Genomic DNA, 13,444 nt, shown 5'->3' with positions numbered 1-13,444 from the left:
GTAGGAGATGAGCACATGATCATCAAGCACAGCAGCATGAAGCCGGAAGAATCCATGCTAGTTATATGCAAGAATGAGCATGTGCTTATCTACTATGACGAAGAACGCCAAGGATGGTCGATCAATAGGGCAACCAAAAAGGCGCTTGGCCGGACGAGTGAAGTATACAGGCGTATTGAAGGATTCAGAGAGGTAGCTTTTATCACAACCGAACCACTGAAGGAGGGAGAACATGGACAACAACACAGTAATCAAACTGCTGGCAGATTATAGATCCTACAAGTTTGCGTTAATGAACCTTGGAGGAGAGCAAGAAGCAAGATACACCAACCGCAACGTGTACGCAGAACGAAAGCCACTGCACATCAGCAACTACAATACATGGTATGACCGGGAAAGATACACACGTGTTGTAGGACTGCTGGAATCGGCTGTGGACTTTGTACTGAGTGACGAACAGCGTTCAATCATCCGTGACAAGTACATGGAACGTAACCGGCTAAACCTTGGTGAGATTGCCGATAAGCTGCACAAGGACCGTAAGACAGTATCCACGCAGCACAAAAAGGCCATCAACAGCCTATGTAAAGCTCTACTGCCGATCAGTCAGGATTACATGGAGATCAACAACCTGGACCACATGTTTGAAGACCTCAAGCCTTCGGCGTAATTACCCATTCCTTCCCCATTATTGCCCACAAATTCCCCATACGAAATGATAAAATAGTACTATAAGGAACGTGAGCATGGGCGGCAGATAGCTACTTGCGCAGTCGTCGCCCACTCTGTTTCTTGTAACTTTCATCTCACTTGGATGGTTCACTCCTTGGCGCAGGCTTCGGCTGGCGCTACATTTTATCGAAGTCGGTTAATGGCAAACCAACGGTCTCCAAAACCGTGACTGGTGGTTCGATTCCATCCTTCGGTGTACATCAGCAACACCCATCCATAACGCGCTAATGCGCACACTTCGATGTTGGGGATGGGTTGCACATATATGATGTGGAAGCAAACGCGCACTCAGTGATTGTGGGCACTCAATCTATTGTGTCGCGTACTGGCAGCAGATCACACATGCCCAGCCTGCGTAATAAGTCCAGCCACATCACAATATGTCGAAGTTCCGACGGGGAATGTCGAGCAGGAGGATTCGTCCAGAATGCGGCAGTGGGGTCCAACCTACCTTTGACACACAAGAGAGTGACGGTATATCGCCGTTGCTCTTTTTGTTTTGCGGCATAGCCGCCATCGATTCGACCGAATTACCCAGTGAAACGGGGGCCGCAATGAGGCATTCAGAGAGGTATTTAACCATTGCTTTTATATTGATGGTGATGATAGTGATCGAGGTGGTGAGATAGATGAAAGAGGTATATCTGCATATTGGTAATGGTGGGGTAACCTTCAGAGCAGAAAGCATGCGGAAGATTGGCGAGATGCTCATCGAAGCAGCAAAGCAGCCGCATGAAGTGTATTGCTGCGCAGCTGAAGCGCGAGAAGAAACAAAAAATAGCACACTTAGTGCAAGTAAAATGCTCTGAAATGCGGTGTTATACCAAATTGATGTGTAAATAAGTGCAAAATTATTGATTAGAGGGAGGTGAACACAATGGCATTGACAGAGAAGCAGAGAAACTTCGTGAACGAGTACATGAAAGACATGAACGCATCAGCAGCCTATCTGCGTGCCGGGTATCAATGCACCGAAGAAGCAGCAAGGCGGGCAGGTAGTCGGTTGTTGTCAAATGTAGACATTCAGGACGAAATCGGACAAAGAACGGACAAAATGCAGCAAGAATCAGGCATGAGTGTCCGCTGGGTGCTAGAAAAGTACAAAAAGATCATCGAGAGTAACGAATACACTGACCCAGCAGTTGCTAAGGGCGCGCTTGATAGTGTGGCGAAACATTACGGGATGTTCAAGGAAAAGGTTGAGGTTACTGGCGAAGCTGGTGGCGCGATACAGGTTGTGTTCAGCAGCAAGATGAAGAAGAGTGATTCCACATGAACACCATCGTGATACCTTACGAACCACAGCCAAGGCAGCAGCTTTACCACCAAGCCGTGGACATAGACGAACTACTATTTGGTGGTGCAGCTGGTGGTGGGAAGTCGGAGTCCACGATATGGGATGCACTCAGCTACGGGTTAGAGTACGAGGGCAGCCGGCAGATCATCTTCAGACGGACATTCCCGGACTTACAGCGATCCATTATCAACCGAACGCTCCAGGTATATCCGAAGGCAGTAGCCAAGTACAACCAATCAAAACACGAATGGACGCTCATCAATGGATCAGTCATTGAGTTAGCTTACTGGGACAACGACAGCAACTACATGAACTACCAGGGCGCTGAGTATGATGTGATCCGGTGGGAAGAGTTGACGCAGTTTGAAGAGAAATGGTACACCTACATGCTGTCTCGTCTACGTGGCGCTAAGCCTTATCCGCGATCGGTGAAGAGCACGACCAACCCGGGCGGTGTAGGCCATGCATGGGTGAAACGCAGATTCATAGACATAGGTGAGTGGGAACTGGTTCACACGGTCAATGAGGTTGATGACGATGGAAATCATTTGATATATCCCCCAGGCACTCCTAACGCAGGAGAGCCTATTTTGCGCAACCGGATATTCATTCCTTCAAAGGTGACGGACAACATTGCGCTGATGCAAAATGACCCGGGATACATCGCACGGTTGATGTCGCTACCGGACAACGAGCGTAAGCAACTGCTTGATGGAGACTGGGACACATTCGCCGGTCAATACTTTGCTGAGTTTAGCCGCGCTCTGCACGTTGTAGAGCCGTTTGATATCCCGAGTGACTGGAAACGGTACAGGGCAATGGATGAGGGCTACAATGACCCGTTTGTGTGCCTCTGGGTGGCTCTTGATCCTAATGGGACGGCATATGTGTACCGTGAGTTTGTTAAGAGCAAGCTTCTAACCAGCGAGCAAGTGGAAATGGTTCGCTTGAATAGTGGCGCAGAAGAATACGAATACAGCGTGGCGGATACTAGCTTCTGGAATAGAGCTAAAACAGAAAATGTAACACCTGCTGAGATATTTGCAAGCCAGAATGTTCCTTTAGTACAAGCGAAGAAAGAACGTGTGAACGGATGGAAGCGCCTGAGAGAGTGGCTTCATCCGGTGGATACCTTGGATCATGTGACCGGACAGAGATATAAACATGTGAATCTTAAGATATTCAGTACATGTTTAAAGGCTATCGAGTCCATTCCATCCATGGTACACGATGACAAGATGGTTGAGGATGTTGCGGCTCACCCTCTGGACCATGTGCCTGATGCGTTGCGGTACTGGTGTATGAGCCGTCCGCAGGCTGTAACCACTAAAGCGTGGTCAGCTATACCGGACAGAAGAAAAGAAGTTCCATTTGATTTTGAAGAAGATGATTTTAAGGAACCAACTCAAAGTGGATGGGGTAGGTGGTGACATGCTTACATTTTCGGTATTTGCTGGAATAGCGTACATCGGAATCATTTATATCTGCAAAAAGCAGCAAGATACAATCAATGACCTGACAAACAAACTCATGGCGAAGGATTACCGTGAGTACAAAATGATCGACAGACCTCCTGAACCGGAGCCGCCAAAGCCTAAACGCCAAAGCTGGGCCAGCGATGTAGATTTAAATGAATTCAGTCAGTGAGGAGGTGAATAGATGACACTCTTGGAGAAGGCTAAGGACGCGCTTACTGGTATATTTGGATCAGGCGAGAATCTTCCAACCGTTGAACCCTTAAATACTCCTGAACAGCAGGAACTCGTGACAATGGTAGATGGCGACTATCAAGTGTACAAAGAGAACCGCCAAGGAATAGAGGCTCAATGGAGACTGGAGCAGCTAATATACGCTGGCGATCACTGGCATGGGCTGCGACCTGACTTTGAAATCAAGGAAAGGCCTAGCAACACGGACAATATCGCGGGAGCTCAGATTGATTCTATAGTTGGTAAAGTTACTGGATGGGACCCAGCGCCTGACTTTGAAGCACAGGAGCCAGGAGATGAACAAAAGGCTCAGGACCTTAACGACTTCATCCCGTTTGATCTACGAAAAATTAACTTTAGAGATAAATATGTAAGGGCCGTGAGAACAAGCATTATTCACGGTCCTTTAGTGTTTAAAACCATCTATGATCCTACGGTTGAGGGTGGACGGGGTAAAAACAGATACGATGGACAAAACGACATTATACCGGTTGAACTAGGATCTTTCTTCCCAGACCCTCGGATACTGGACTTTATCAACCTTCAGAAGATGGGCGCAATCATCATTAATACTCGTCAGACCATGGAGTACTTCAAGGAAAGATGGCCTAAACAGGGTAAAAAGGTGATGCCTGATATGGATGCCAATGATACTCAAATATTCAACAATACCGGCAGCTCAGACAGGTTTAACACTACACACACGCGCAATGAATCAACACAATCGCGGACAGCAGGGCTTATCGAATACTGGTACCGTGGGCTGCCTAAGATGGTGACGGAAGAGGATAAGGAGCTATTTGAGGAACAAGCGACAACCTTAATGGGTGCTGGTAAAGATCCATCGGAGGCACTCGCTAAAGCTGGAGGTACGATGTCAGGAGTGCATTGCATCTATAAATCATCCAGTGGCGTGTTTTTGGAGCATAAAGCGTATGTGTATGACCACGGACAATACCCATTCTCAGCCCGGACATTGTTCCCAATCGAAGGTAGTATTTGGGGTAAGGGCTTCATGAGGGATATGGTCAAACCGCAAATAATGCTCAATAAATTTGCTGAACTTGCGGTAGAAACCATGTCCAAGCAAGGGAACGCCGGAATCATGTACGAAGAAGGCGCTATCAATCCAAACCAGGTTAGCACATGGAAAGCAATAAGAGCTATTCCTGGTGCAATGCTTCCTACGGCTTCCGGGGCAATCTCAGGCAACACGATAAAAGAACTACAGGGTGTTGATGTGCCGACCACGGTATTCAATATGATCCAACACTATTTAACAATGCTCCAAAAGATACCTGGACAATTTGATAGCGCTAATGGTCAATCGTCCAGTAATATCACCAGCGGAGAGCAAGCAAAGGCTTTAATATCTGCCGCCAGTACTCGCCTGAATACGGTAACGGATGCTATCCAATCGGCTCTAGAAGAGGTATTCAAGCAGTACATTGAACTGATCGCACAGTTTTACACATCGGAGCGAATCGCTCGGGTAACAGGCAGACAGGTATCCATGAGTAGGGATAGTTTAGTCAACAAAGTTTCAGCACAGGTTAAAGTTCCAGATGAATCTGGTGTTGATACCATGCTGGATGTGGAAGAGGAATATGTACCTGAATTTGACATCAAGGTAAACATCAGCGCCGACAAGCCAATTGACCGCGAGTACTGGGTGCAAATGGCATTCAATATGTTACAGATGATTGATCCTATCACCCAGTTACCTATGATCGACGCTGAGGCGGTACGGTACACTGTCCAGTACGGACGTATGGAGCCAATGAGCGTCATAGAAGCGCGTATCAAAGAATCCGCAGGCATTCAGCAGCAACAGCAGCAGATGAAAGAGCAGTTCGCACAGTTGCAAGCAGAAAATCAGGCGCTGCAAGATCAATTAGGTCAGGCAAGCGAACAGCAAAACCAGCAGCAACAAGACGACAAGATGTTTGACCGCAATATGCAACAACAAAAGATGGATATCGATGCCGCGAAAGCAGCCGCAGCGCTTCAAAAACAACCAGCATAGCAGGCCGTGGGTGAGAATCCCCCGGCCTTTTCTATTGCCATTACCGGCCCCAGCCATAGGGCATATTCGATAAGGAGGAAATACCATGTCAGACTTTGAACAACCAGCCAGCCAGAGCGAGGAAGTTCAACCGGAACAGGAAATCAGCCCAGAAATAGCAGCCGTGCGCGAGTCGTTTGGAATAAAAAATACCACTCCAACAGCGCCAGAAACCATTGAAGAAGTTGAAGAAGATGCGGAGCAAAGTCCTCCTGCCACAGAGGAACAAAAAAACGTCCGCAAAGTGAAGTTCAATAAAAAGGAAGTAGAAATACCAGAAGACCAGATCGACGATCTATTAGAGCGTGGTTTGGCCCTGGATAAGGAGCGTGAGCGTAAGACGAAATATGAGTCAGCTCTGACACGAGCTGCCAAACTCGCAGGGTATGACAAGGTGGATGATTACCTCACTAACTTAGACACGCTTGAACAGCAAGCAGCTAAACAAAAAGAGGATGCATTCACCTCAATGCGCCAACAACTTCGAGAAGAAGCGGAAAACGCCGGAATTGACCCTGCTCTACTTGATGAGTGGCTGGACAATAACCCGGTAATTGCGCATGCAAATGAAGTATTGGAACGCGAAAAAACGTCGCAATCTGTACAACAGCAGCAGCAAGCAGAACAGGCAAAACTTCAGAGTTGGCAGGATCTATTTGCAAAATACCCGCATTTAACAGACGACCTTCCAGATGATGGTTCTGCTGCTCCTTGGTTTACTCCAGAGATGCAGCGACTGGTAAATGACAGGAATTATGACCCCATTGACGCGTACCGTCTGGTTTACAGCGACAAGATCATCGCTGATGAGCGGAAACGCACAGAACAAGATGTGATTAAGCAGCAACGGCTCAACAAACGGTCACGGGTTGAAGGTGAAAGCAGAGTGGATACTGAACCGGAAGTTCCGCCAGAAAAAGCGGCGGCCTTTATTGAATTTGGCCTTAATCCAAATGCAGCAAAAAAATACATTAAGAAGTGAGGTAATCACACATGGCATTCGAATGGACACAGTCTAGTGGATCTAGACAACCAAAGTTTATCAATGACATTCCTTTCACAGCCTCCACAACATTTACACACGGACAAGCACTGATTGTATCTAGCTCAACCGGTGCATGGGTTACGGCTGTTGCGGGTGGACCGATTGGTGGAATTTACACCGGACCGACTGTAACAACGCCGGCATCCCCGTTGCAATACCCTGAAGTCATTGAGGTTCAGCCTGGAGATGAATTCAAGGTTGATTACGTAGGCACACCAGATGCAACGTTCCTTCCAGGTCAGGCAGCTGCTGATATTTCCTCTGGAGGTCTTACCCTTAACGCTGCTGACGTAACTGGTGGACCTTGCGCCATTCTTTCTGTAATCACATCCAAAACAAAAGCGGTTGTTCGTATCAAAAACCGCCAATTCAGCTAAGGGGGACTCATAAATGACTATCAGTACAGGAACTTTTAAATCCATGCGCGAACTCAACATGATCTATGAAGACGTGTTGAGAGAAGTCTACACTCAATCCGTTTCCGAACAGGTTGACTACTTGCCAATGATGTACAACATCGGCAAAACGACCAAAGAACGTGAGCACTATGAAGGTGTAGGCGCTCAGGGACTCATGCAGCCGTGGGGATCTACAGGCAAAGCGGTGTACTATGAAGACCGCGAGAAACTGTATCCTTCGTCCATTCCGCAAGTGAAGTACTCTCTGGGTACTCAGATTGACCGCGAATGGTTCGACTTCAACAAACACCAGGATATCAAGGATGAAGTCATCAAGTTGTCTGATTCCGTTTACCAAACACGCCAATATCAAGGTATCGAGCCATTTAAGAATGCATTCACCACCTCCGGTACGGACTATCGTGGAATTACTATCCTCGGCGGATCTGCTGGACCGGATGGAAAGGCTCTCTGTGCATCAGATCACCCATTGAGCCCAACTAACTCCAGCACAACAAACAGCAATATCACATCTGCTTCGCTGGATTATGATGCATGGCATGATGTGCAGGTGCAAGGACAAAACTGGGTGGATTCTAAGGGCAACTTGATGCCGGTAACATTTGATACCTTGATGGTAGGTCCGCGTCTAATGTCGATTGCCTATCAATTGGCTGGTATGGATGCACGCAAAGCCAATCAAGCAGAAGCCAAATACGTGCCGGAGCAAGCGAACTTCTCCCTTAACATCTATCGCGGCACATTTGATGTTATCGTGAATCCTTACTTGCCAAACGCATACAACTGGTTCGCCATCAATAAGAGCCGGATGCGCCGTTATAACAAATGGAACGAATTCCGTAAGCCTGATTTCAAAAACGAAACGGACTTCGACACCGAAATCTTCAAGTATGCGGTTGTAGGCCTGTGGGGTAAGGGCTTCATCGACTGGTCTTGGATCATCGGATCTAACGCCACATCTTAAGGAGGGCCACAATGAGTAGATATGGAGCAGATTTCAGATCGAATAAAGGTAAGGGAGTCGTCATTGCTGACGGCTTCCAGACGTCGTCAGGCGTGTCAGAACCAAAGACGGTTGTTAACACGACGATCACATTTAATCCGCCATCTCTGGCGACTGGAGCGTTTGCAGAAGCTGATATTGCGGTTACTGGTGTAGCTTTGGGCGATAGCATTGAGTTGTATCCCCCGTATGATACTCAAGGGATCATGTACCAAGCTTCTCCTCAAGCAGCGAATAATATCACAATTGCGCTCACAAGTTGCAACACGGGTACGGTTGATCTTGCGTCCGGTACATGGGGCGTAGTGGTGAAACGGAGGGTGTAATCATGCCTGAAGAAATGAAGTGGTCTGTAGGAGGCAGAAATATTTCTGCACCCAGCAAAAAAGCACCGTATGCGCCTAAGCAAAAGCTCCGGGAAGGTATGAGTGAGTCTGAGAAGGGTGGAGTGCGCATCTGGAACGCCTGGCATGACACGTTAAAAGAAAATGGACTAATGGAAGAGAAGTAGAGGGGGCTATTTAGCTCCCTCTTTTCTTTTATGGGGGTGAAAAAATGCCTTTACATTTAGCAGAATTGAAAAAACACACTGAACAAAACGATAGAATCATAGCCTTACTCGAAAAATTAGTAGAAGGAAGGGAAAATAATGAAGTTTCGCGCACAGAAATACCTATCGACGGCCAACGTCCTCGCCGCAACTCCACTGCTAACACCAGCACTAAGAACAGAAACATTCAATCGCGTAACGGGAAAGGTGATAAGCGATCAGGCCGGAACGCTGAACCTGCAACACTCTGATGATGGAGTTATCTGGCATACACTGACAACAGCATCAATTACGGCCAATACCCCAGCTAAATTCGATGAAATATTGTATTGTGCATTCTTCAGAGTGAGCTATACATCCGCTGTAAATACAACATCTTTTAGTCTGAGCTATTACGGAAACTCATTCTAAGGGGTGATGACATGCTAGTACAAGAAATAGTCGAAGAAATCATTGAGAAACTTCCGGAGAACCACACACCAGTGATTTCATTGCTACGAAAGATCACACAGGTGCGTGACCGCCTATTACGTAATCTAAGCCCCGCACAGGCTCAGTCAGACACGCTCAACCAATCGTTTGATCTAACAGCAGGCAACGGGTTAACAGACCTCATATGCCCTCCTGGGAACGTCACAGAGGTAGCCATACGCAACGCCATATACACCAACCAGACGTTTGGCGATGATGAACGTGACTGGCGGCGCATCCCACTACGACAATTTGACGAACGCACACTCGGGCCCTATTACTACTTCGTCGCCGGACAGATCGGCGTTTACCCACCTCCGGTATATGACACTTTTTATGGCATCAAGATATTTTACACAGCAGTACTTGGCGAATTGACGCTGGATGACCTCAACAATGGCAGTGGGTTTGACCCGGACTTTGACATGCTGATCGTGTACGGAGTGCTAAAGGATATTCAGCCGGACAACGGGAATTTTGATGCTCGATATCAGCAGTTGTACCGGGAATATACTTCAGCTACCAGCGGTTACGAACGATACGTAGTACAGGAGAGATGGTGAGACTATGCCAAACCAATATCCATACCGATACAACACCACAAATGGCACAGCTACAGAAGACGACCCACGCTATGAAACCCCTGGCGGAGCAGCAAACAAGATCGAGCAAGCGCTAGAGGACGCCAAAGAGTACACAGACGCCGAACTGGTGTCATACGTAGCGCAGACGGTAAACCTCGCCGATGACTCCGTGACACGGCCTAAGATTGCGCCGGGCGCGGTGGGTGCGACAGAGCTTGATCCCTCGCTGCTGGATTATACGACAGACGTTGCGGTGGCGAATAAGTTTAATCAGGTTGATGCGCAGTTGGCGGATATAGCGACGAACCTTAGAAATTACGGTGCTGTTTTAGATGGGGTAGCCGATGATACTGCGGCTTTTATCGCGGCCGTCGCAGCTAGTTCGAGGGTACTTATCCCTAAAGGTATTTTGCGAGTAACCAGTTCCATCGTAATCAATAAACGGATTGAAATTGTCGGTCAATCGCGGTTTGAATCCATTGTTATGAAAGACGGAAACTTTCCGTTGTTCGTTATTAATCATAATTCTGAGGGAAATGGTATGGGTCCATTGCTCAGTAATTTCACTATAGACAGCACAAAAAACGGGGATACGAGTGTAGGTATTCTTGGCAATGACACGGGTCGAGCGCAGTATGATTCATTGGTTATACAGAACCAAGGAAGCCATGGCATTGAACATATATCGGGAAATATCGCTCTGTTTAGGGATCTAATCCTCGTTTCTAACGGTGGTGACGGAATCAAGTTTAACGGGGAATCCCCGGCAGTCCCAAACAATAATGCCTGTCTATTGCTTAACATAGATGCTAGAAGCAACGCGGGCTGGGGCGTAAACATGGAGCGCGGCGCGAGTAATGTGGGCGTAGGGGTAGTTGTTCAGGGGAACACAACAGGCGGTCTGCGTATTAACTACCGCAATAATGACTTCAAGGTTTACGCTGAAGCAAACGGTACAGACATACTATTGACCAACTCCTCGAATACCATTGGAAATTACATCTTAGCAAACTTCGGTATCGTTACCGATCAAAGTAGCGGGGATAACACCGTTATTCAGTCAAGCCAGCCGGGGGGATACCTCTCAAAGTTCATGAATTTCATTGCTCAAAAAATAAGAATTCATCCGCTGAACGGCAGCGGAATCCTCGGATTATTCAATATAACCATGTTAGCTAATCGGACGCTGGAACTTCAATCCTATAACTCTACGGGTAGGGCTCTAGTCAGGGCTTCTAATGCTGTAGGTGGGCAGGTATGTGATATGACGGCATCGGGAGATTATATTGGCCGGGTAGCATCAGCTAGACAAATCCTAACGGTGGGCAGCGCTACGCCTTCCGTGGTAGGAGGGAATTACTTTTTATGTAATGATACCTCAACTAATACGATAACTAATTTTCTGGACGGCGTTAATGGGCAGGTTATCCATGTGGGATTCAATAATGGCAATACCACAATCCAAAATAGTGCGAGTATTCACCTTAAGGATAACGCGAACTATACAGGGGCGCAGTATAGAGTGATTGACTTCATTTATGATAATACCAGTTGGAAAGAAATCGGTAGATAAGAGAGGTGCATGACATTGGCGTTAACATTGAATATTGAGCTAAGCAGCGGAATCATCTTAGATCATGCATATTGCCGGATTGGATCTCTTTCGGGCGATAAAAATTTATTGAATATTACAGTGAATACTTATATGGATCATGATGCTGTTTTATCTGGAAAGGGCACGGTACAACAGTCTGGATATGATTTTGTACCATCCGTAGAAGATAATGCCCCGAATTTTATCAAGCAGGGCTATGAGTATCTTAAAACATTGCCGGAGTTTGCTGGAGCTACTGACATACTTGAATAGTAGGACCCTACTGCGCACTAACCAGCCCTCGCCTGAGGGCTATTTGCTTTTGAAAGGAGGCTAACCATGACACTACCATGGCGAGGCACAACGCCGGAGATATCAAGCGAGGCTGACAGTAGGTATGAGACGCCGGGAGGCGCACAGAATAAGGTGGATGAATCAGCAGAAGAAATTAACACAAAACTGAACCTTGCAATTATCACGGGAGACAGCGGTCCTGAGGCGGCAACGGCGAGATATTCAACACCTTATGGAGTAATCTATCCAATTTTAAAAGATCGTTTAGATGCCACAGACATGAGAATCCTGAACCTTAAACAATATAATGTTAGAGATTTTGGGGCGAAAGGGGATGGGGTTACTGACGATACTGCCGCGATTCAAAACTGTATTGATACTGCTATCTCTGCGGGAGGAGGAACAATCTATTTTCCGGCTGGAACCTATTTACTTGCATCCGTTCAAAGTATTGGAATGACGCCTTGGGCGATTCAAGATCCAAACTTGTTTATTAGTAACGCGTCCAATATAAAACTGATCGGTGACGGAAATGCCATATTAACAACAGCGTACCCAGCCAATCGGACGGAGATTGTTTTTGTTTACAAAAGTACAAACATCGAAGTATCCGGGATTCAGTTCAAAGGAAATAACACGGGGCTCCTTCCTGAAAACAATAACTGTGGGTTTGGTGCTGTCAGCACTGTCAATCTAAACTTGCACGATTGTCAGTTTTATGGGTTTCAAGGTAGTTACTTGGGGTGTAGTTGGCTTTTCGATTCAACGATTGAACGTTGTGAATTCACAGTAAGCGGTGGTTCTGCGGTAGATGTAGCTTTTTTGCAAAATGTTACATTCCGCAACAATTACTTAATCGGTAGTGGACTTGGTTCAAATGAGTTGGGTACGAACGGGATACAAATTATATATGATATCCCCAATCAAGATCGAAACGAAACCGGCGTTCTTTTGGTTGGTGGTATAACTAATAATGTAACTATTGATAATAATAAGATTACTGGATTTGGCACGGGAATTAATTTATCGGATCTGGTAGACACAAAAGTAATTAACAACAACATTTTTAACAACTACATTGCTACAGACTCTCAGTCATGGGGCATCGTGATCGGAAATACACGTTCCGATTTCACCATGGAGGGAATTCTTATTTACAATAACTCGATCTACCAAAATGGATCTGAAGTTAGCGGTGGCGGCATAACGATAGGCGCCGGTACAGCGTTGGGGGTCATTGTCGAATTATCGTACAATAACTTTTTTGATAACTCACACATTGGGTTGAATATAGGTTCCAGTAACGTGACCTTGCGTGGGTCTAACAACCGATTTTACAACCGATTCAATGAAAATCAAACCACAAAAACGGCAGGGTTCAGCCAACTTACAAACAAAAGTAATTTCGTTAACAATGAAGGGTTTAACCCTATTCCGCCAACGCTTCCAGCAGTACCATCAGGCATCACCTCAGCAGATGCAGTCATGAATGCTAACCCATTCCCCGTTACAATTTATCAGGCTGGTGGTGTTGGATTGCATATCATCAGTCCTTCTGGAGTAGATATCGCAGTTTCTGGAGGAGATCAAACCATGTTTCGTTTGCTCCCCTATCAAAAAGCGTATTTTTCAATTACCAACACCATACAGTGGAATTGGGTCTTTGAATAACAGGAGGAGG

17 protein-coding genes and 1 tRNA gene are annotated in these 13,444 nt (G+C 46.5%); all 18 read left to right on the top strand.

What is annotated here, in order from left to right:
* Positions 1–15 precede the first annotated feature (15 nt).
* The 18 genes from MKY86_RS28765 (at position 16) to MKY86_RS28680 (ending at position 13,434) form a co-directional block, all read left to right on the top strand.
* Entirely contained in the window at positions 16–273 is a 258-nt protein-coding gene (locus MKY86_RS28765) for a hypothetical protein (protein WP_076080020.1), read from the top strand.
* Positions 233–670 (top strand): sigma factor-like helix-turn-helix DNA-binding protein, encoded by a 438-nt coding sequence (locus MKY86_RS28760; protein WP_076080021.1) that lies wholly within the window; start codon positions 233–235, stop codon positions 668–670. Before MKY86_RS28765 ends, MKY86_RS28760 begins: the two co-directional genes overlap by 41 nt.
* 187 nt (positions 671–857) lie before the next feature.
* Positions 858–928: transfer RNA gene (locus MKY86_RS28755), tRNA-Trp, on the top strand.
* 433 nt (positions 929–1,361) lie between these two features.
* Complete coding sequence (locus MKY86_RS28750) at positions 1,362–1,541, top strand: hypothetical protein (RefSeq protein WP_076080022.1); 180 nt, start codon at positions 1,362–1,364, stop codon at positions 1,539–1,541.
* A 68-nt stretch (positions 1,542–1,609) separates the two neighbouring features.
* Positions 1,610–2,008, top strand: a complete 399-nt coding sequence (locus tag MKY86_RS28745) for a terminase small subunit (RefSeq protein ID WP_076080023.1) — start codon at positions 1,610–1,612, stop codon at positions 2,006–2,008.
* Positions 2,005–3,459, top strand: a complete 1,455-nt coding sequence (locus tag MKY86_RS28740; protein WP_076080024.1) for a phage terminase large subunit — start codon at positions 2,005–2,007, stop codon at positions 3,457–3,459. The genes MKY86_RS28745 and MKY86_RS28740 overlap by 4 nt, the downstream gene beginning before the upstream one ends.
* 1 nt (position 3,460) lies before the next feature.
* Positions 3,461–3,676, top strand: a complete 216-nt coding sequence (locus tag MKY86_RS28735) for a hypothetical protein (protein WP_076080025.1) — start codon at positions 3,461–3,463, stop codon at positions 3,674–3,676.
* A 12-nt stretch (positions 3,677–3,688) separates the two neighbouring features.
* Positions 3,689–5,764 (top strand): portal protein, encoded by a 2,076-nt coding sequence (locus MKY86_RS28730; protein WP_076080026.1) that lies wholly within the window; start codon positions 3,689–3,691, stop codon positions 5,762–5,764.
* An 85-nt stretch (positions 5,765–5,849) separates the two neighbouring features.
* Complete coding sequence (locus tag MKY86_RS28725; protein WP_076080027.1) at positions 5,850–6,785, top strand: hypothetical protein; 936 nt, start codon at positions 5,850–5,852, stop codon at positions 6,783–6,785.
* A gap of 11 nt (positions 6,786–6,796) precedes the next feature.
* Positions 6,797–7,225, top strand: a complete 429-nt coding sequence (locus tag MKY86_RS28720; RefSeq protein ID WP_143803764.1) for a hypothetical protein — start codon at positions 6,797–6,799, stop codon at positions 7,223–7,225.
* A gap of 13 nt (positions 7,226–7,238) precedes the next feature.
* Positions 7,239–8,231 carry a hypothetical protein gene (locus MKY86_RS28715; RefSeq protein ID WP_076080028.1) on the top strand — a complete coding sequence of 331 codons (993 nt, stop codon included), beginning with the start codon at positions 7,239–7,241 and terminating at the stop codon, positions 8,229–8,231.
* 11 nt (positions 8,232–8,242) lie between these two features.
* Entirely contained in the window at positions 8,243–8,596 is a 354-nt protein-coding gene (locus MKY86_RS28710) for a hypothetical protein (protein ID WP_076080029.1), read from the top strand.
* Between the two features lie 2 nt (positions 8,597–8,598).
* A complete protein-coding gene (locus MKY86_RS28705; RefSeq protein ID WP_076080030.1) occupies positions 8,599–8,781 on the top strand; it encodes a hypothetical protein in 183 nt (60 codons plus the stop codon).
* A 138-nt stretch (positions 8,782–8,919) separates the two neighbouring features.
* Positions 8,920–9,231 carry a hypothetical protein gene (locus MKY86_RS28700; protein ID WP_076080031.1) on the top strand — a complete coding sequence of 104 codons (312 nt, stop codon included), beginning with the start codon at positions 8,920–8,922 and terminating at the stop codon, positions 9,229–9,231.
* A gap of 11 nt (positions 9,232–9,242) precedes the next feature.
* Entirely contained in the window at positions 9,243–9,854 is a 612-nt protein-coding gene (locus tag MKY86_RS28695; protein WP_076080032.1) for a phage adaptor protein, read from the top strand.
* A 4-nt stretch (positions 9,855–9,858) separates the two neighbouring features.
* Entirely contained in the window at positions 9,859–11,448 is a 1,590-nt protein-coding gene (locus MKY86_RS28690; protein ID WP_076080033.1) for a glycosyl hydrolase family 28-related protein, read from the top strand.
* A gap of 9 nt (positions 11,449–11,457) precedes the next feature.
* A complete protein-coding gene (locus MKY86_RS28685) occupies positions 11,458–11,742 on the top strand; it encodes a hypothetical protein (protein ID WP_076080034.1) in 285 nt (94 codons plus the stop codon).
* Between the two features lie 66 nt (positions 11,743–11,808).
* Positions 11,809–13,434, top strand: coding sequence for a glycosyl hydrolase family 28-related protein (locus MKY86_RS28680; RefSeq protein WP_076080035.1), 1,626 nt, complete (start codon positions 11,809–11,811; stop codon positions 13,432–13,434).
* The last annotated feature ends 10 nt before the right edge of the window (positions 13,435–13,444 follow it).

Source organism: Paenibacillus sp. FSL R7-0333 (assembly GCF_038000365.1).
Taxonomy (GTDB): domain Bacteria; phylum Bacillota; class Bacilli; order Paenibacillales; family Paenibacillaceae; genus Paenibacillus_AQ; species Paenibacillus_AQ silagei.
Note: the sequence above shows the minus strand (reverse complement) of the source record. Positions and strands in the feature narration are given on the sequence as shown.

Coding starts and splice junctions, on each gene's coding strand:
- MKY86_RS28765 (WP_076080020.1), top strand. CDS start 16: ATGATCATCAAGCACAGCAGCATGAAGCCGGAAGAATCCATGCTAGTT.
- MKY86_RS28760 (WP_076080021.1), top strand. CDS start 233: ATGGACAACAACACAGTAATCAAACTGCTGGCAGATTATAGATCCTAC.
- MKY86_RS28750 (WP_076080022.1), top strand. CDS start 1,362: ATGAAAGAGGTATATCTGCATATTGGTAATGGTGGGGTAACCTTCAGA.
- MKY86_RS28745 (WP_076080023.1), top strand. CDS start 1,610: ATGGCATTGACAGAGAAGCAGAGAAACTTCGTGAACGAGTACATGAAA.
- MKY86_RS28740 (WP_076080024.1), top strand. CDS start 2,005: ATGAACACCATCGTGATACCTTACGAACCACAGCCAAGGCAGCAGCTT.
- MKY86_RS28735 (WP_076080025.1), top strand. CDS start 3,461: ATGCTTACATTTTCGGTATTTGCTGGAATAGCGTACATCGGAATCATT.
- MKY86_RS28730 (WP_076080026.1), top strand. CDS start 3,689: ATGACACTCTTGGAGAAGGCTAAGGACGCGCTTACTGGTATATTTGGA.
- MKY86_RS28725 (WP_076080027.1), top strand. CDS start 5,850: ATGTCAGACTTTGAACAACCAGCCAGCCAGAGCGAGGAAGTTCAACCG.
- MKY86_RS28720 (WP_143803764.1), top strand. CDS start 6,797: ATGGCATTCGAATGGACACAGTCTAGTGGATCTAGACAACCAAAGTTT.
- MKY86_RS28715 (WP_076080028.1), top strand. CDS start 7,239: ATGACTATCAGTACAGGAACTTTTAAATCCATGCGCGAACTCAACATG.
- MKY86_RS28710 (WP_076080029.1), top strand. CDS start 8,243: ATGAGTAGATATGGAGCAGATTTCAGATCGAATAAAGGTAAGGGAGTC.
- MKY86_RS28705 (WP_076080030.1), top strand. CDS start 8,599: ATGCCTGAAGAAATGAAGTGGTCTGTAGGAGGCAGAAATATTTCTGCA.
- MKY86_RS28700 (WP_076080031.1), top strand. CDS start 8,920: ATGAAGTTTCGCGCACAGAAATACCTATCGACGGCCAACGTCCTCGCC.
- MKY86_RS28695 (WP_076080032.1), top strand. CDS start 9,243: ATGCTAGTACAAGAAATAGTCGAAGAAATCATTGAGAAACTTCCGGAG.
- MKY86_RS28690 (WP_076080033.1), top strand. CDS start 9,859: ATGCCAAACCAATATCCATACCGATACAACACCACAAATGGCACAGCT.
- MKY86_RS28685 (WP_076080034.1), top strand. CDS start 11,458: ATGACATTGGCGTTAACATTGAATATTGAGCTAAGCAGCGGAATCATC.
- MKY86_RS28680 (WP_076080035.1), top strand. CDS start 11,809: ATGACACTACCATGGCGAGGCACAACGCCGGAGATATCAAGCGAGGCT.